Source organism: Halorubrum salipaludis (assembly GCF_002286985.1).
GTDB classification, from domain to species: domain Archaea; phylum Halobacteriota; class Halobacteria; order Halobacteriales; family Haloferacaceae; genus Halorubrum; species Halorubrum salipaludis.
The window spans coordinates 1-18632 of record NZ_NSKC01000012.1 but is presented as its reverse complement, the minus strand read 5'-3'; the positions used below and the strand labels follow the sequence as shown (position 1 = coordinate 18632).

At 52.3% G+C, this 18632-nt stretch carries 14 protein-coding genes and 1 pseudogene; 2 read left to right on the top strand and 13 right to left on the bottom strand.

The genetic code is table 11. The annotated features are described in order from the left end of the window. Window positions 1-92: 92 nt before the first annotated feature. The 6 genes from CK500_RS15400 to CK500_RS15375 form a co-directional block, all read right to left on the bottom strand. Window positions 93-2942, bottom strand: a complete 2850-nt coding sequence (locus CK500_RS15400; protein ID WP_095638085.1) for a UvrD-helicase domain-containing protein — start codon at window positions 2940-2942, stop codon at window positions 93-95. Then, window positions 2939-5524: a PD-(D/E)XK nuclease family protein gene (locus CK500_RS15395; protein ID WP_095638084.1), complete on the bottom strand. Its 2586-nt coding sequence runs from the start codon at window positions 5522-5524 to the stop codon at window positions 2939-2941. Before CK500_RS15395 ends, CK500_RS15400 begins: the two co-directional genes overlap by 4 nt. A gap of 390 nt (window positions 5525-5914) precedes the next feature. Further along, on the bottom strand, window positions 5915-8383 hold the full coding sequence (locus tag CK500_RS15390; protein ID WP_095638083.1) for a hypothetical protein: 2469 nt from the start codon (window positions 8381-8383) through the stop codon (window positions 5915-5917). Then, on the bottom strand, window positions 8380-10281 hold the full coding sequence (locus CK500_RS15385; protein WP_144049583.1) for a hypothetical protein: 1902 nt from the start codon (window positions 10279-10281) through the stop codon (window positions 8380-8382). The genes CK500_RS15390 and CK500_RS15385 overlap by 4 nt, the downstream gene beginning before the upstream one ends. A 135-nt stretch (window positions 10282-10416) precedes the next feature. Beyond that, window positions 10417-10698 (bottom strand): helix-turn-helix transcriptional regulator, encoded by a 282-nt coding sequence (locus CK500_RS15380; protein WP_095638081.1) that lies wholly within the window; start codon window positions 10696-10698, stop codon window positions 10417-10419. A gap of 169 nt (window positions 10699-10867) precedes the next feature. After that, window positions 10868-11647 carry a transcriptional regulator TbsP domain-containing protein gene (locus CK500_RS15375; RefSeq protein ID WP_095638080.1) on the bottom strand — a complete coding sequence of 260 codons (780 nt, stop codon included), beginning with the start codon at window positions 11645-11647 and terminating at the stop codon, window positions 10868-10870. A 257-nt stretch (window positions 11648-11904) separates the two neighbouring features. Here CK500_RS15375 and CK500_RS15370 point away from each other — a divergent pair, with 257 nt between their 5' ends. Next, window positions 11905-12576 carry a site-specific integrase gene (locus CK500_RS15370; RefSeq protein ID WP_095638079.1) on the top strand — a complete coding sequence of 224 codons (672 nt, stop codon included), beginning with the start codon at window positions 11905-11907 and terminating at the stop codon, window positions 12574-12576. A 77-nt stretch (window positions 12577-12653) separates the two neighbouring features. On the opposite strand, the gene CK500_RS17000 is transcribed toward CK500_RS15370, so the two are convergent. Further along, entirely contained in the window at window positions 12654-13343 is a 690-nt protein-coding gene (locus tag CK500_RS17000) for a hypothetical protein (protein ID WP_144049582.1), read from the bottom strand. Window positions 13344-13819: 476 nt separating this feature from the next. Between CK500_RS17000 and CK500_RS15365 the strand changes: the two genes are divergently transcribed. Then, complete coding sequence (locus CK500_RS15365) at window positions 13820-14014, top strand: cold shock domain-containing protein (protein ID WP_095638078.1); 195 nt, start codon at window positions 13820-13822, stop codon at window positions 14012-14014. Between the two features lie 4 nt (window positions 14015-14018). Here CK500_RS15365 and CK500_RS15360 read toward each other — a convergent pair whose 3' ends face one another. The 6 genes and pseudogenes from CK500_RS15360 to CK500_RS15350 all read right to left on the bottom strand — a co-directional run. After that, on the bottom strand, window positions 14019-14705 hold the full coding sequence (locus tag CK500_RS15360; RefSeq protein ID WP_095638077.1) for a metallophosphoesterase family protein: 687 nt from the start codon (window positions 14703-14705) through the stop codon (window positions 14019-14021). After that, the gene (locus CK500_RS16995; protein WP_144049581.1) at window positions 14705-15880 is read right to left on the bottom strand and encodes a hypothetical protein; all 1176 of its coding nucleotides are present in this window, start codon (window positions 15878-15880) and stop codon (window positions 14705-14707) included. The genes CK500_RS15360 and CK500_RS16995 overlap by 1 nt, the downstream gene beginning before the upstream one ends. Window positions 15881-15938: 58 nt before the next feature. Then, window positions 15939-16802, bottom strand: coding sequence for a serine/threonine protein kinase (locus CK500_RS15355; RefSeq protein WP_095638076.1), 864 nt, complete (start codon window positions 16800-16802; stop codon window positions 15939-15941). 31 nt (window positions 16803-16833) lie between these two features. Continuing rightward, window positions 16834-17508, bottom strand: a complete 675-nt coding sequence (locus CK500_RS16990; protein WP_144049580.1) for a hypothetical protein — start codon at window positions 17506-17508, stop codon at window positions 16834-16836. 576 nt (window positions 17509-18084) lie between these two features. Beyond that, window positions 18085-18225, bottom strand: a complete 141-nt coding sequence (locus tag CK500_RS17240) for a hypothetical protein (protein WP_158224052.1) — start codon at window positions 18223-18225, stop codon at window positions 18085-18087. A 190-nt stretch (window positions 18226-18415) separates the two neighbouring features. Continuing rightward, window positions 18416-18632 (bottom strand): annotated as a pseudogene (locus CK500_RS15350) (IS5/IS1182 family transposase); the annotation flags it as partial.

The following is an 18632-nucleotide window of genomic DNA, read 5'->3' as shown; positions in this document are numbered from 1 at the left end:
GCTCATCGAATCGCTCGAGTAATTCCTTAAGAGGGCCACGAGTCCGTTCTTGTCGGTAGTTATGCTTTCTCAGCGTTCAAGAGTGGAAGGAGTCACGCACGGTATGTTCGGACCATCTCTCTGAGATCGGATTTGCTGAGATGGGTGATCCTGCGTCGGTTACCATCATCGGTGTAGAAAATCGAAGCAGAGACCGACCGATCCGGATATTGGTCGGCAACGACGTGGTAATAAATACTGAGCTGTTTCTCGTATTCGTCTTCGGCGTGGGTGGTGAGGTCAGTTTTGTAGTCGATGATATCGACCTGGTCAGGCGTAATATGGAGCAAGTCGATGATCCCACCGATCGTCACCTCCTTGTCATCGACAGTCAACGGAAGGAACGCATCGATTTCGGCTTTCTTCTCGCCATCGAGTGAATCTAAGAACTTCTTCACATTCTCTTTATCAGTGTTGCCGTCGGTGTCGACAGCCTCCTCGAGCACATACCTCTCTGCGAACTCGTGAACTTCCGACCCAAATTCCATTCCTCGACCACCGGTGTCCCCTTCGAAAACGGCATCGTCGATGAACGTATGCGGGGAATAGCTTGCTGGCCCATCTGGATCCGGAATGTCAACCGTAAACGGTGAAGACTCGTCATCTACTGAACTGAAGGCCGACAGATCTGGGTCGACTGTTTCGATATTAACGGGGAGTTCGTCAAGGAACACATTTGGATTCTCACCGCCGGTTAGAATGACATGGCTCTCAGCACGCGTAATAGCCACGTAGAGCAGTCGGCGTTCCTCATCGTAGTTCTGGGAGAGACACTTATTGAGAACGTGTGTCTGCCAGTTGTCGTAGACGTGTGGGACATCGTGAGCCTCCTCAGAGTACACCTTTCTCTGTCGGAGTCCGATTGGGTCTGTGTACGCGATATCGCTCCCGCTGCCACCGGTTGATGGGAACTTGTTCGTGTTCATATTCGCGAGGATGACAATCGGATATTCGAGCCCTTTCGTTGCGTGGATGGTCTGAACAGTCACCGCATTCGTTCCCGCACCAGCGTCGACCTCATGGGTGCTGCCGTCTTCGATCGCGGCTTCGATAAACTGGATGAGCTCTCCACGAGTGAACGTTGTCGTCCCGTGGACCGACTGAATAGTGTCAAGGACAACGTCCGCGGTTGGGCCACTCCGGTCGTACCGATCGAACACGCGACGGGCGACACCCCCGAATGTCTCCATCTCCCGAAGGTTTTCACGGAAGGTAACCATCGCTTCAGGGTACGCCCCGCGATCGGTGATCGCTTTCACCTCGTCGATTGTGTATCCGGCCTCTTCTAAGACGAGTGCCCAACCACGGTCGGCGTCACGTTCGAGAATACGGAGCCACGCTAACAGCAATTTCGCAACATCGGTTCGGAAGACCTCGATCCCTCCCTCGTAGGCCATCGGCAGGTTGTATTCGCTTGCCGTGTCGAGTATGTCCCGTCCGAAATCGCGGGTTCGGGTCAATACGGCGATATCACCGTACATCGGCGCGCGGTACTCGCCATCGTCACCCTCAACGGCGTAGTCATCATTGTCAGCGATGTCGTCGATTTTCGCGAGAATCGCCTCATGTTCATCCTCACTCGTGAGCGCCTCGATACGGCTCTCGTCATGGTCTGTGTCCGCCTTCAACCGTGTGACCGCCTCGGAGATTGCCTCAACATCGAGTAACTCACTGTTCGTCGCACGAGCCGTCAGCGCCTGTGTCGAGAACCGTAGGATAGATTGGGTCGACCGGTAGTTCCGTGTCAGTTGTTTGCTGGCAGCCGTTGTCGTCGGGAATGTGACGCGATCTGCGTCCCGATTCAGTTCTTCGGCGAATCGGTCGAGTCGCTCGTCGAACTCTCGGATGTTGTCGACGTCGGCGTATTGGAAGCTGTAGATGCTTTGCTTCCAGTCACCGACCACACAGATATTCTCTGTGCCGGCCAGAAGAAGCATAAGTTTGAACTGGATCTCACTGGAGTCCTGGAACTCGTCGACCATCACATACTCGTAGCCCAGTCGCTCTCGAAGATCGTGGTCTTCACACAGAAGGACGAACGCAAACAGCTGAAGGAACCCGAAGTTCAGGTAGTTCCGTCGAAGCGCAAACTCAAGGTAGGCGTGATACACATCGTGGACGAACTGCTTGAGTGCTGTTCGATCGTCCTCGAAAACGCGTCCAGCGACATCCGCTGGAATCTGTTTGCCGTTCCCGCGAAGCTCCCATTTCTCAGGTGCCTCTGGGAGGTAGGTCTTCTCTTTCCCATATTTGCTGAGCTTCGACCGGAGCTTTGACTGCTTGCCGCCACCATTTCGAGGTTGATTTATATCGGTGAACAGCGTCTCAAACGCCGCAAAGTCACCGTCGAGGTGTGATTCACCGTCGCGGTACCAGCCGGTTTCGGTGGGAAAGACACCCTTCGCAGAAAGTTCTTTGATGAGATCGAGCAGTTCTTTCGTTTCTGAGATCGCTGTGAAGAACTCGTTGTACTCAGGGTGCGAGTCGATGAACTGGCCGATGAACTCTCGAAACAGCGCCTGTTCGATGATATCGTCTTCGATGATCCGCGTCGAGCCGGTGATCGTCTCCTCCACGCCGAGATATGTCGGAGCATCATGGCCGTGTTCGTCGAGAATATCGTGTGCCAACGAGTGGAACGTCTGGATCGGGGCGTTCGAGAGCTCCCGCATTCCGTACTCGCTGTTCCGCACGATCCGGTCGCGCATCTCCTCAGCTGCGTTGTTCGTGAACGTTACCAACAAGACATCAGACGGATCGATCCCGTCCTGATCGACGATGTTCGCATACCGCCGGGTGACAGTGAAGGTCTTCCCGGTGCCAGCACCAGCGTCGACGAGGTACAGGCCGTCGGTTGACTCAATGAGGTCGCGTTGCTCCGGGTTTGGCGTAACGTCGCTCATTGGTCACCCTCCAAGAGCAAATCACGATTATCCACCCGCCGGTAATTCGGCTCGCCGGCAAGTCCCTCAATGGGAAACGGCTCGTCACCTGTACGACGTCGGTTGAGCTCTGTCAGTCGCTCCTCAACAAACGACTCAAATGTATCCAGGTCAGATTTAAAGAACGCACCTTTCTGTTGGCGGGCGATTTCCCGCATGACCTGTTTGCTCCCCGTCGTTACGTACTTGTACTCTCCAATCTCTGCCTCGAGTCGTTCAATCATCGTCCGGCCGAACTCTGACTCGATGAGTTCGTCGCTGTCAGTTGTCTCAACGAGTGGTGCGGCATCGAAGAGAGCAGCGTACGTCTGATAGTCGATCTTCGAGAGGGTCTTCTGGCACTTGTTCGCCCCCTCCTCACGAAGGTACTCGAAGAACTCCTCTGTTCGGACGTGATCTGTGAGAGATCCGGGATAGTATGTCACTGTCGTCAGCGCGTCGTCGATATCGACGTCACCGGCGATGGCGTCGTCGACGAGTTCAGTGACGTAAAAGAACGTGAACGAGAGCTGTTGAGCGGGCGTTTGTGAGCGCCAGTAGGTGAGATATAGCAATGCTTGGAAATCCGGTTCGTCGGATGGTTCATCAATCGCGGCGTCTTGGACAATTGAATTGGCGTCGTTCTCACTCCCGCTTTTGTAATCCAGCAGCTCGGCTTGCGACTGGACAAGGTCGATCATTCCGTTGATACCAAGATCCTCATCAACAAACCGGCGTTCAGTTACCGGCGACTCGATATCGTACCCGAAGTAGTCGGCAATAGCGTTCTCAGTACTGCTGGAGGGTGTAAGGAACGCTCCGTCTGTCGGGGGGTTGTCGTCGAGGTACGAGACGATTGTTTCGAGGCTTACACGGTACTCAGTGCGGCGAGTCTGTTCATCAACGGAGCGGATCAGCGGATGGACTTCACCAAGAATGAGATCAACGACTTCTGTCAGCGCCGCGTCGTCGACGACCGCAGGATGGGTGACGTAGAACTCCGCAAAGTCATGGAACAGGTTGCCTTCAGTGAGATACTCTTTCTCTGGGCCGTCGACGATCCGGCTGAAGTAGTAGTCTCGGGGTGAGTTCACGTAGGTGTTGAGACTCGACTTACTGATCGTCTCGACTGGGTCAGGAGACACGTCAACTGACTCTGTGTTGAATACAGCCCCATCATGTGGTTCAGATCGGAGTTGATGGGTGGTAGACGGCAGTTCTGAGAAACGATCGTACTCTCGTTCAAGGAGCTCTTCGAAGTACAGACACGGGGTAACCGGCGATCCGCCGGTTGCATCCTGAACGAGATAGTGTTGCTGGCTCCCGCTCTGTAACAGTAACTGGAAGCTCTGGAGATTCCGCGTGAACTGAGCATCCTGATCAACCCACGGACGACGTGGTGCCGAGTGGGTCCATCGATCATCGAGACCTAGATAGAAGACAACCTCACGACCGACGTATGATGCCGACTTCGCGTCGGCGAGCAGAACGCCTTCGTTATCCCGGTCAACAGGGACCTCATACGTCTGTAGATAGAACGACAGCTCGTCAAGGCGCGCTTCCGTAACGGACTCGTCGGCGATCCCAAGCTCTTCTAGCTCCGTTCGAAAGGCATCGAGTGTGTCGTCGGCACGGTGTTCGAACGTCGAGAGCGCGTCCGAAAACGTGTACTCCTGGATCTCGTGACAGAAGTCGATCAGCCACGACAGATTTTCATCATCGAGTTCGTGGAGCCGCTTGTCTGCCTCACGGTCGGCCACATCACAGTCAAAAGCTGTCAGCAGCGATCGAATCTCGCTGATTCGAGTGTCAGTTCCACGGTGGGCAGTCCGGAGGAGATGAAGGAACAAGCGGTGTTCGCTGCGATCAGTAAAGCCTGGTCCACCGAAAAATGGGATGTCGGCTGCCTCGAGTGCGGACTCAATGAGCGGCGAGTACTCGCTTTCCTGATCGAGGACAATCCCGACGTTTTCGGCGTTTGTCTCGGTGACCGCATCCACCACCGTTTCGATGATCGCTGTCGGTGAATCATGGATGCGAAACGGCGGCAGCTCAAACTCTGTGTCGGCAAAGAGACTGACCGTATCGTACTCAGTAGGCAGATACGCTCGTTCGAGTTGGGTAAGCATCTTCGGCTCGACGACGACCACATCGAGATCTGAATCAATAGTGTCGTTTGTGAGCTTCATCGATGCCGTTTCAAGATCACCGATTCGCTCAACAGCTCGTTCGGTAGCCTCGTCGATGTAGCCCTCGTACTCGAAGATAGCCTCGTGGGATCCTTGGTGTTCCCAACACTGGAGGATATTCCCGACTGCGTAGGCGCACCGTTTCCACGAAATATCTTCATTTGCGATCATGCCGAGGAACGCGAGTCGGTCCTCAGATTCTTGCCGGCGACCGACCGCAAGGCGACGTGGTGGAATAGCAAAGGGACCGAGGTGTGACCGATCAAGCTGGCGGTTGAGGGCACTCGCGAGCGGTCCGTCTGGAGTAATCACTCGGTCGTACGTTTTGACTTCGTCGTAGAGTTGGCGTGATGATTTTGCGCGGGGAAATGGCACAACACGTGGAGTCGGCGGTATCGGTTAAATCTTTGTTAGGATGTTATCCACTCTGAGTATCTGCGATTCCATTAAGCTCTCACGTAGAGATCGCTCCTCGAAATGGTAGTCTAGGGGACTCACGAATTGCTCAGTACAAGGAACTCACGTACCGGTCAACCCGCAGACTTACTTGCCACCTGTCAGGAATGTCGTGCGAGATACAGAGGGTGAGTACAGCACTCGACGACGTGCTCGGGTCGTTCGGCTACGTACGCTACAAGGGATACGGACGAATCAGTATTCACCTGCTCTGGAATTACTAAGTAGAGCAGGACACATACAAATTGGGACCTGAAAGCACCGGATCCAGCGAAAGGATGAATTACTGTAGGGGGGAACCGTCGACCGTCACTGCCCCTTATCGATGAGAGTCTGCAGTTGCGGAGTCGGATCACTCCGGCCCTGGGTGAGTCGGACGACAGAGTCAAATCGGCCTTTTTTAAGGGCCCCGTATGAAGAACTACTCTGGATGCGATCTTTGCCAGCAACCGCTAATCGAGCCATTGCAGCCAGTTCTGCTGGCTCGTATCGCTCGAATATCTCTTCATTGTCGAAGAGCCCTTGATCAGATATCCTCGCGAGCTCCCGATACCAGAACCCGTAGAACAAGATCTCGAGACCGGGCATGAACTCACCTGGGAGCGCGAGTTCCCTCCCCATACGGTCGCCTAACGCTGAGAGTTGGTCCTCCAGGGTCGATTCGTGCTCTCTGAGACGGGTTTTGACTTGCTCGCCCTCGATCAGCAGTTCACCCAGCAGCGGATTGGCGATCGTCATCGCCTCGTGATATTGCCGAACGAATTCAAACCGCTCGACGAATGATTCGTTATGCCACTCCATCAGAGCCAACGTAACCGCAGGATAAATAACAAAGACGTCAGATAACTTGTCGTCCTCTAATACCTCTGCAGTCGACTCAGGGTGTAACGAGTGGATCTGGTTGACGTAGATACGGATTCGGCGGAAGTAACGAGATCTGAAAATCTTCGAGATCCGCTTCGCACACAGCGAGTGGAGGCGGCCCACGTTGAGATTGGTTTCGAACGTGATGTCATCGTCTTCCACTTGATCAAGCTGCGTAGCGAGCGACGACCTGATCAACCCTCTGGTCACGTAGTACCAGAGATTATCGAAGTGGTCGATGAGTTCCTCGACAGATACTACCGTCGGTGGGTTTTCTAGGATCGATTCGATCCGCTTTTCAGCATAGTCCATACCGTCCTTGACGCCGAGGTGGGGCTTGCGGCTCGTACTGGTGACGCTTGTGATCCCGGTCGAAAATGCTGACTCACTGTCCTTAATTTCCGTTTGTTGTTCTTGTTTGACTTCGTCTGTTTGCTGTTCGTGCTTTTCTGAGAGACGAGAGACGGCTTCGGTAAGAACGCCCGGAGCGATACCGACTCCAAGGAAGAGAGTCTCATCAACCAGTGATTGCATGGATTCGCGCCCGCCGTCCCGGAGGACATCCCCGACCTTTCGAGTTCCCTTTGTTGGCTCGGTTGTAATCTGTCGATAATTGGATCTACCTTCGTCAGGGACATCCAAGCAAACGATGGCCTGAGCCCACGATTCCGGGAGTCGAAGAGTTATCCCATCTTCTTTATCATCGGCGTCTCGAGTCCAGACGATGTCGGATCGCTTCTCGGAGAGGGATTCGATGGCCAACTCCGTTCCATCGTCGACCGCTGGTGCGACGAGCCGAACAATGATTTCGTCGTCCTCGACCTGTTCGACACGGGCATCCACTAACGAAATGGTCGGCGATGAATCGCCCGGGCCAGAGATAGCGTAGTCGGCAAAATCAAACTTGTCTGGATCCCGCTCTGCGCCGGGAACCGCTGGGAACGACGATTGGCTCCAGAGTTCAGGGCCCGAACTGTCGGTCTCTTCGTAGTGGAGGAGAGCAGCTTCGAGGTTGCCCGTCGCGCCTGTCTTGAGCAGTGCCTGACCGGTGATGTTCGGACTGCCGTAGAGCGTTGCCGTTCCCCAGGGACCCTCGAAGACGATCCCCTTGGCATGTATCCAGCGGGCTGTGTCGTGGTCGAGTGGTCGGAACGTTACCGAGTCACCGAAAGCATCGACAGTTGCGTCTGGATCGAGATGGGTATTCCCATCTGAAACCAAGATCTCGTAGTGGTCCGCATCGATGGTCGCGTCGATCTCCGACAGCGTCGTCTTACTACCAAAGAACGGGGCAAACAGCGTGGCAGTGGTGACGTCTCCAAGCCGGTCACGGACTTGCTCAAGGATCGGGGTCTCCAAGTTATGGAAAAAGCCACCCTGAACAGTCCGAGAGGGTGTTCTCTCTTCGAGCCATTCCGTCGTTTGGATTGCCCGCTGTATCTCAGTCCGTGGGTCACGACCCGAGACGTACTCCTGAGAGAGCTGATCGATGAACGATCGGACATCCTGTGTCACTGCGAGTTGTTCTGGTGTGACTTGCTCCGAGTCGGCAGCGACAGTCGCAGTCTGTCCCAACTGAGCGGCCGTCGTATACTCGCCAAGGGTGATATTCGCAGACGTAACACTCACATGGCAGGCCGCCTCTCCAGCGAGGAACGTGACCTTTGGGTGGAACGTATCTTCGACCGCGACAGGCTCCAAGTAATAATGCTGGCCGATAGCACGACTCGTGAGTTGCTGCTGGCGTGCGAGCTTTTCGTATTGATGATCATCCATGAGGACGACCGGTGTTGCGACTCCAGCGTCCTGCAGAGAGTCGATCGCATAGTTACTGAAAAAGAGCGGCTCGAATGGATAAGTCGTACACACGGCGTACTCAGCTTCGGACTCACCGAGTGCGTCGATCAGATTCACGAGTACTCCCCCCGAAACCGATTGATCACAGCTTCTCCATCGACTGTCGGGACCCAGAGTCCGGTGTCCGATTGATATCTTAATAATCCAGCATCCCGCATGAGGCGACGAAGATCCCTGTACCGAAGATTACCGGTACTTGGGCGGGCAACGCCGCCAGCAGCAAAGAGCATGTTGTCGCCACCGCCGCTGTATTCTCCGGCATCTGCACCAGTCCCAAACACGAGTGAGATAGAGCCACTCCCGAGGCGATCTTGAACGACATAGTCGTGAATCGTGATGACTCGCTCGTCGAAGAGCCGACGTGCAAGCGTTGCTAATGAAATATCTTGGTCGAGGCGCTCGATGTAGCGACTGGTCTGGACGAGTGATGACTGGCGATCACCGAACCGCTGTTCGACATACCGCTTGAGGAGCTCGTTCTTTTCGACCAGTTGTTGATACTGTTCGATGGCAGCGACCAGTTGGACTGTGCTGCGTCCGATCAACCGACCGAGGGCATCGATAGCTTCAGGACGAGTGGTGGCTGATTCGACCGCGCCACGGCTGTTCTCTGTCGCTTCGATAAGTGTGCGTCCGTTTAGCTCATCATCAGTCGTTGGTCGCCAAGTCCCGACCATATTCGAGTTGAGCCACCGACGAAGATCAGCTAACGTTTCGGACTTTACATCAGTTGATTCTGGAACGGTGACATCGTATTGTGATGGGGCCACCGTACCGGCGACAAGCAACTCCCGCGTGACGGCACCCTGACTGAGTCGGTCATCCTTGAGTGTCGTACTGGACTGAAGCGATGCCTCAATTTCAGCTGCGATCGGAGCTGATTCGATTTGGTTGAGTAATTTTTCACGAGGCACGCCTTCAGGCGCTTCGCGTTCGAGATGTTTCGATAGCCCCCATAGTTGCGCCCGGAGTACATGGGCCAACTGTCCCTGCAGATGGTAGACACGTCCCAGCGGTCGGAAAGGGCTAAACCGATCGATATCGTGCTTATCGTAAGCGAGGGTCGACCCGTCATCCGTTGTCGCAAGGATTTGATGGGCCCGAAGGATAGCGAGACACCATGCTCGACGCAGATACTGGATCTTGCTGCAAACTGAGTCTTGCAGATCGTTTGCGTACTGTTCGTCGGACCCGATGTATCGATAGTGCTCTCGAACGGGGATGTCTAAAGTTGATGGCCACTCGTCCAATTTGACCGTTTGAGCCCGTTCGTCCCAGCTGACCACACCGAAAAGAATTCGCTGGAGTGTGTCGTGTTCGTGTTCGTTGTCGGTGCTGGTGAAAATGCCTTGGTGGGTGAAGGCATCGGCAAGGTCGTCGAGTAACTCAATGGAGACCTCATCGTCTCTGACGGCGGATACTATCGGTTCGAAGTACTGCCCCGCGATTTCATCAAGGCCTTGTGCAAGCTCATCTCCAGCCGCCGTGAGTGCGAACTCGCCTTGCTTCAAAAAAAAGTTCCCCAGGGTGGATTGAAATCGCCTGATAGCGTATGGGCTGTTATCCAAGAGTGCGAAAGAATCTAGATCGATTGTCTCGCCATCGTACAATGAATCGTCTGAAATGTTCGAACTTCCGGTGACGCCCGATAAGCCGTCTTGCTGTTCCTCTTTGGTCAACTGCCGATAATAGCTAGCCAGTCCTAGGATCTCTTCGATTCCTTCGAGAAGATTCCGTTTGTCTGCCTTCGGCAGATCAGCGGTGATAGATGAATTAGAGACACGATACATCGCCCAACAGAAGCTGGAGAAATATCGGCCTCGTGCTCGGACGTCTGTGGTGATCCCTCGAGAGATGGTCTGTTCCATACGGATGCGGACTGTGTTCGCCCGAAGCGGCTGCTCGGGCCGACCTGTTTTTGAAAGGCGTTCATTCCACTGGGGTTCCAGAGACATTCAGTTCGAATTTTAATTGGTTGCGTTATAGAGGTATTCCCGGTCGATCTCCAGCTTGCGGTATACTGTCGTGAGTTCACACGAAGAAGAGCGTGAAATACTAGCGTCAAACAGTCCTCGAACGCAGCGGTTCGATTACCCGTCGTGGTCAATATACTCGGCTTCCCATTCAGCCCGAGCTTCGATCTCTCTAGTGCCCCGACGAGTAGTGCTGTACTCGTTGGTCCGTCGGTCGCGCTGACTCTTTTCGATGAGTCCCTTCTCAACGAGCGTGTCGAGGTTGGGATAGAGCCGCCCATGATGGATTTCCTTCTCGTAGTAGTCCTCGAGCTCGTCTTTGATCGCGAGTCCGTGGGGGTCATCAAGTCCGGCAACTACGTATAGCAGATCGCGCTGAAAGCCAGTGAGATCGTACATGTCGCAATTTTCGTATTCGAGTTTTGAAATACTATTGATTTGGCGACTGCGTGTTATAGAATACGTTTCACACCCTCTATACAGTGATTTTGACTGCTTCATCTCACGCTCGAGTTGGAGAAGCACCGTATTCCCGTCTCGATAGTCGGTGGCTGTCGTGGGGCGGATGCTACAGCGAAGACCGGATCTCGGTGGAGAGTGTTTTCAGGTTTGCTGTCGCGAGCTCGTCGGTTGCGATAAGCCGAAGTCGGGGGCGACCGATATCTACTGGGACCTTTTCAGTCTCGATGAGGCCAGCATCTTCGAGTGCTGATTTGGCCCGTGAGAAGGTCGCTTTCGAAGCGATACCCGTATCCTCTCCCCATTTCGAGACATCGTAGAGGAGGACCTCGTTGCGGGCTGCGAGGATGAGCATGATCTCGACGATACTGAGGTATTCGTTGCTGTTGGAAATCTCTTCAGCGTGTGCGAGTACTTCGTCGAGCTCGGCTGCGATATCGTCGCCGATTTCTTCTTGGAGCGTCTGTTTCACTACTGAGAGGGCAGGTGTCCGGAGGTGATACTGCTCGGCAGCCTCGAATCTGGAGTCAAACTCACCGTAGACTGATGAGACCAGCTCGGGGTCCGAGCTCGAAATACTGTGCTTGTCCATCACAGGAACTACAGCCTCAGACTCGGTTGTGATGATGGTATTCTGAACTGGCTCTGTGAGTGTTCGGAGGCTGAGTTGCTCCCGGTGGATGAGTTCGGCGATCTTTGAGGCCGTGAGAAAGCTGTAGAGGGCGTCTTTGATTTCATCTGAGTCTGCGAGCAGCCGGATCTTGGGCTGGTCCTCAACCGTTACTGCTTCCTCTGCGAAGGCTGCGATTTGTTCAGAGCGAGGATTGATATACAATGCTGGCTCGTCTCGTTCGGGAATCATCTGAGTGGAAATGTATTGTTTGGTCATATTTTGTAATTTTATCGATATGTACTTATAGATATGATATCTGAGGATTGGACTAGTTTGCCGGTTACGGGATAGAGCTGACTATCCGTTTCGAGTACGCTCATAGGAAGCAGATTGTTGGTCGCAGTAGTGACCCTCGATCTGGGGTAGTAGAATCCGGTATTCGACTACCGATACGCCCCGATCCGCACCCAATTCAACCCCTTGCCACCCCTATTCTACATGGTTTTTTGTAGGCCTAACCAGTAGAGGCTACTATGCGTCTCGACGACTACCCGGAGCGAGAAGATGCGAAGCGTGTCTGGCTCAACCAGACCGAAGCGAACGACGAGGTCGGAGCTCTAATCGATGAGGCGCAGTCTCCGCAGCAAGAGATTGCCTTTCGACTCGGCTCGCAGGCCGGTCTCCGGCGCGAGGAAATCGCGAGCGTCACGGCGAACGACTTCACGCACGCTCCTGACGGATTCCTTCGTGTCTGGAACGACTACGCGAAGCGCGGGAAGTATCGCGAGACACCGATCCCCGAGGAACTCGCCAGCTCGGTACGGACGATCTCCTACGACCACAATCCCGATGAACCGATCGTCGACGTCGAGCCAAACTCGATCTATCGTTGGGTGAAGCGTGCCGCCGAACGAAGGTATGCCGAGACCGGTGATGAGGGATGGACCTACCTCGACGTCCACGACCTCCGACGTACTTGGGGAGGACATTTACTCTGGGACTGCGGCGTTCTCCCGGCAGTCGTGATGAGTTGGGGCGGCTGGGAAGACTGGCCTACCTTCCGCGACAGCTACCTCGGCGAGATGAGCCCGGCAGCTGCCGAGAGAGAGCGCGAGAAGATCTCGTTCGTCTCTGGCGGCCGAGGAGAGGAGTCCGGCTCAGATCGCGTGTTCCGTCCGACTGTTGAGACGGCGTCGCCGTACTAGCGTACAGACCTTTCTACGGGTCAACTTCTAATCCTAATCTGGTTGTTCAGCTACCCCCATTCTGGGGTTGGTTTAATCTACAGTTTCGACTTTGCCGACTGAACGTTCTTCGAGATTGCCTGTCGTGTTTTGTTTCGATGACCCGCCCAGTTGGCTTGGGTCTCGTTCATTACCTCCACTATCCAGTAATCTAGAGCCTCGGCGGGAGACAGGCCCCCCTCAATTAGCCATTTGAAATCTTGTTCTGCGTCGCGACCGGGTGCACTGTCAACGACAATTCTCAGAGTCCCACCTTGAGGATAGGTCCACTCTAGAGGTTCGTTGAACCCTTGTTGGAATTCAACTTCCTTCCATAGTCCGTCATCACCATCCCAGACATCGATGGCTACGTATGCGCTCTGGTTGTTTCGAATACGATCGCTCGATGGACGTTCAATAGAGAGTCCGAAGAACTTGACGCGGAATTCGTTGTCAAAAGTTCGTATAGTAGCGGCGTCACCCTCACCGAGCTCTATCTCGGTAGTAAATACGGTAGAGTCAGCCGGAGAATCTCCGTCATAACCTGTGAGAAACATCTCTGCCGCACCGCCAATCGGATGTTCAGTATCTCTGGTACACCCACCACCACCATATTTGCTCTTATGCTGCTCCAGAATGCGTACAAATCCCTTATTCAGTTGGCCACGGTTCGAGAATCTGCGATCCCCATCATACACATTTGCTTGCTCGAATCTCAGTATCTCCGATTCAAATTGCTTGCCAGTCATGTAAACTCATAGTTGCTTAATCAACTTATAGTTGACTATTATGGGCATGACCATAGGACAATTTCTAGGTCTAATTCTGCTGTTCGGATATTCCCGGTTTCTATACGCTAATCCTGTCGGATTTTCAGGGAATGCTGTCTTGGACGCTATCAGAAACTACCTCTCCTAATTCGAGAACGCTCATCTGTAGGCGTGAGTACTTGACCCCGATTCGTTCTTCACTCGCTGGCGACAGACGCTCTCGCTGACGAACAGAGCCCGCCTTGATCCCGGATATCCGTTGCTACACATGAGCGATTCGAGAATAGAATCTTCAACTTCATTCGAATTAACTGTAGAGAATACCACATCCAAATTGTACTTATCCCGCGACGTTGGATCTTCGGGATCTCTCCAGTGCCGAGACATGGCTAGGGCATTAGTAATCCAAGGATTATTTATAAGATCCCGCAATCAGCATAGGATGTGTTACAAATATGCAGAAAGGGAAAATAAAAGCAGCACATCAGAGGCGAAGTTACGGATATATCTCACCAAAAGAAGAGGCTGAGCAAATATACTTCCACTTTGAAGATTTTGATGGCGATGACATACAAGTGGAGAAAAAAGTTATATATCAGATAGAAACGACCAGTTGGGGTAAAAGGGCCTTTAATGTGGAGCTAGTGTAGTATTCTAACGACCTTCGTAAAGTCTGTCACTCAGTGCCTTTGGTAGCTCTTGAGACGTATCCGTAGCAATCTTCTCGATATCATATTCTACACGATGGATTTGACAATTAAGCGAGTCGAGGTCGATAATTCCGTAAGATGCTCTTGGGTCCCGGTCTCTGGGTTGCCCCACACTACCCGGATTAACTACGAGCGTATCTCTAACAACCTTGGCAAAGGGATGATGTGTATGACCTAAGATGATGACTTCGGGGGGGACATCAAAATAGAAATCCAGAAAGAGCTCATCAACATCTTCTTTGAAGATATATTCAGAAAGTGGATTTTTCGGTGAACCATGGACTACTAACAGGTCTCGATCGTTAACAAATTCTCTAATTTTCAGCGGAAGTGCGTCCAAGAACTCAAGATTACGTTCTGTGAGCGATCTCCTGTTCCAGTCTGCTGCCCGTTTTGCATGTAGGGAAAATGATGATGGTGTGGATTCCACGACAGCACTATCGTGGTTTCCCATCACAGATGGAATACGCTCTTCACGAATTCTTTCCACTACTTCATTGGGTCGAGAATAGTATCCGACTAAGTCACCTACACAATAGATTGTATCTGCTGACTGAATGTCCGGTTGGCTCAGAACCGCATCAAGAGCAACAGAGTTTGAGTGTACATCCGAAATCACTCCGATTTTCATCAGGGCATCACGCGACTAATCACATTAACATCTCTGTCGGTCAGTGTTGAATCGAAGGCAGCCATCCAATCTTCATAAGTTTCGGATTGAATGTTTTCACGTGGACCAATCGCTTCCTCAATCTCCGAATATATCTCAGCTGCATTTCTGAGGTTCTCTTGCGTTCGATTGATCCGCTCTTCTAGTGTGAGACCCTTGTACTCTTTGGCGATCTGGTGGCAAGACCAGATGTAGTGGTCCCAAGAATCATTTTTATAGGTCCATTCAGGTTCCTCTGGTTCCCGGACAAACAACTCTCGTGCGAATGGAGAAGTCGGGTTCTTGAGGCGCAATTTTTCTAAAGAGAACGAATTTGAACTGTATAGGGCCTGCATGTCCTGCTCCACCTGCATTTCGTTCATCAGAGGTTCTGAGTAGTACCAGTAGATACCCGCAGAACCCCCACCACTATCTTGTGGTATCCAACGATCCGTGTCGAACGCCCGTGTGTTCTTGTAGTGGCCCGATCCGAAAGCGTTGATTCCTAAGCCGAACCCTAGATGTGCAATCTGATCAGAGTGGCCAAGAACCACGTCGTACCAATTGTATCTTAGATTTTTTAATAGGTCAAGATACGCTTTCACTTCTTCAAACCCGAATATTGGATTCTGACGGTATCGTGGATACTCCACCGACACGTAAAATCCAGTCACGTCGATTTTTGTAACGATATCCAGAAGTTTCGATCTCTGCTCGTCGTCGTTAATACTAGCACCAGCAACCGGTAGAGATGCGAAAATTTCCGCACCAGGATCCTTGTCTTCAACCACCTCGACAAAAGTCTTTGTCAGGAGCTCCCACTGTGTCAGCTTTGTATCAGAGAACGTATCCAGAAAGCGGGCAGGGGCGATGTAAGCGTCCACATCTATTTGATGTTGAACCTCCCATATTTGTTCGCAGAGTTCCCGCCGATTTTTATTATTAGTGACGACAACTGTTTCGAAGTTGTCTCCACCAGATTGCTTGAAATATGGATAAGAATTAGAAGCAGGACGTTCAGTCCTCGGGATATAGTACTGTGGATCAAACAACACAACACCGTCTTTCCGGTTGACATCCCTAGCCAATGATTTCGTATCACCGTATTCGTAGTCGGATGGACTTAAAATGACGCCGTCAGCATAATCGTCGTCCATGGCACGACGTACTAGTGTCTGCCCAGAGTACCCAAACTGAATCAGGTAAGTGGGTTTTTCAAACATCATAGGAAGTTCCCTCCGTAATTCGCCCAAGGTCTTTCTGTGCAATCTCTACAGTCCGGTGACGCCTATGAATATCTGAGCTAACCATCTGTTCGAAGAATAGCTCCAGACCCTCTAATTCCGAGGGGAGAGAAACTAAATCTGCCATTTTTCGATGAACGCTATTCTGAATCGCGTCTTCAATCGTAAACTCCTCAACATCAAAAGGATGGACTCCCGTGACAGCCTCAAAGAATACTATCCCGAGAGAAAAGAAATCAGTTCGAACGTTTTGAATATCCTTGTCATTAGCGAGCATCTCAGGCGATGAGTATTCAACTGTTCCCGGGGACCTAGCCCAATCTGTAGGAGTTAAGTCAGACCCTTCAAGTGCTCGTACAACGCCTACGTCTAATAGTCTGATACTCCCATCCGGTTGAACCATGATATTCTCCGGTTTGATATCTCTGTGAACGTACTCTTTCTCCTCGAATTCTTTGAGACTATTCAAGACAGTCTGGAGAACCCGAACTCCAAGTTCTAAGGAAGGCCCATTTTTGTTAATCTCTTCCCTCAAAGTATCCCCTGGAATAAACTCTTCTACTAACACCAGCACTTCCTGCCCCTCAATACGATCTGGGAAGTGCATACGCAGGTCAACGAGGACCTGGGACTCGATATCATTCATCACCTCAACCTCGAGCTCTGCACGCTTTACGTGCTGAAGCTCTTCCAATGCGATTGTCTTCACGACAACTTCTTCGCCTTCAAATTCCCCCAGAAAAACGTCTTTCTGACCTCCGTATGCTAACTTCTTCTCCAAATCGAATCGGGGAAGTTCACCTTGAACCTGTTGTAACGAAAGCCGATCACGCATTAGTCAGAAACATAAACTGTCACAACTTAAATTACATGGTGGCTGAGGGTAACAGTGTGGTCTCATTCAATTTCCACACGTTGAGTTCCGAGAAGGGAGTTTGCTTCTCCGGCTCATAGTACAATTCGTAATCACCACCCTCTGTTACAGAAATCAAACCTACCTCATGTTTCTTGAAAAGATCAATTTCATTCACAGCCCGATTAACATGGCTGTGATCTAAAACAACATATTGGTACTCGGAATATGCTCGGCCTTGGAGAGCTTGCTGAAAAGCTTTCTGCCACTTCTCTAGCTTCAGCTCAACTGCGATTGATGTTGTGATATGACGCCTCAGATAGGGCTTTGTCCTGATTTGATCCCCCTCTTGCACCACGAAATTGTTGTCTATCAGCCAGTCAATTGTTTTCTGCTCGTCTCGAGTGTTTCCGGTTAATTGTTGAACAAAGTTCTCTCTCCGAATATCTCCATCTTTCTTGTGGAGCTGTAGGAATACTTTGAGACGTCGCTTCTCTTCAATCGGAATACCTACGCCCAATTTCTCGACCCGTCTCTGCTTGTACTTGTCAGAAACATAGCTAAGGACTAAGTCCGTTCTGCCACCGCTATATGAAAATTCTTCTACGAGATGGGCATCTTTGTGGGTTAGTTTCTCTGTGAGTAAAGGGAGGGCAACCTCACGCAGATCTTCTTCAGACTCGAACATTCTTATGAGGGTGAAACAGGCCGGATACTAATTGCTTGTCGGCTCACCCATAGCATGTGAGTTAATATCTAACTCAGTCGACTAATTGTTTTCGGTTTACTGACTATCTGACCTACATCGCACTCAGCCCCCTCCTCGTCACGGTGTTGAATCGGCATCTGAACAGTTCCGTCAGGATGGGCCCACCCACTCGGATACCAGACACTATCGCTACCGCCCATCCAACGCTGCCCCCCTCTAACACGACATCAAAGCCTGCGGGAAAGTGAGCAAGTATTCCGCCCTCGGCGTTACTCGTTATCGTCCACCTCATCGGCGGTTGGGAGCGATTCGAAGGCCATCGGGTGGTTTCGGAGGCTCACTACAAGCTGTATCAGTGGCGGGCCGAGATCGTCTATCTCATTCTCGACCAAGCGCTCTGGCTGTCCCTCGTGCGTGGCTTCGAGGTATGCCTGCTCAATCCCTCCGACCTCCTCGTTGATCGCCGAGAGAACTTCGAGAGGATGTTGTACTCCCCACCCTCCATGTTCTCCTCGACCTTCTCAGCGTTCGACAGCGTCGATGAAACCATCTCAATCACCACTCCAGCTCCGTCACGATCTCATCGATCGTCTCTCGAGTCGCTATCGCTTGCTCGCGGTCGAGCAGCACCACCACGTAACCGTTCGCGTCAGACCACGAGGGAGTGAGTCTCGACGCGAACAGCACCGCGTACATCCGCTCGCCGCCGGCGTACTCCGCCGGCTTGTTGAGCTATAGCCCTGCGTCTTGGTCGGTTACCAACACCCGGTCGTATCGTGGCTCGCCTGGGCCCGTCCTCGGTCCTGTTTTCGTGTAGGTCTATTTTATTTATACTAGTACGGCTCTGTTGAAATGGCTGTGTTGAATCGCTGTAAGGCGGAGAGATTCACTGTGTGACGAAGCGTTTGATGTTATAGACGACACACATCAGCGCGATTTCGCGGAACTCACGAAACCACGACCGCGCTCGCACGGCGAAGCCGAGCGAGCGCTTGACAGCCGAGTTCACGGTTTCAGTCATTGAGCGCTGATTGTAGCGGGTATCGTCGATTCTGGCGTTGTGCGCGTGGTCGTACGGTGCGAAGATGCGGTGCTTGATCAGC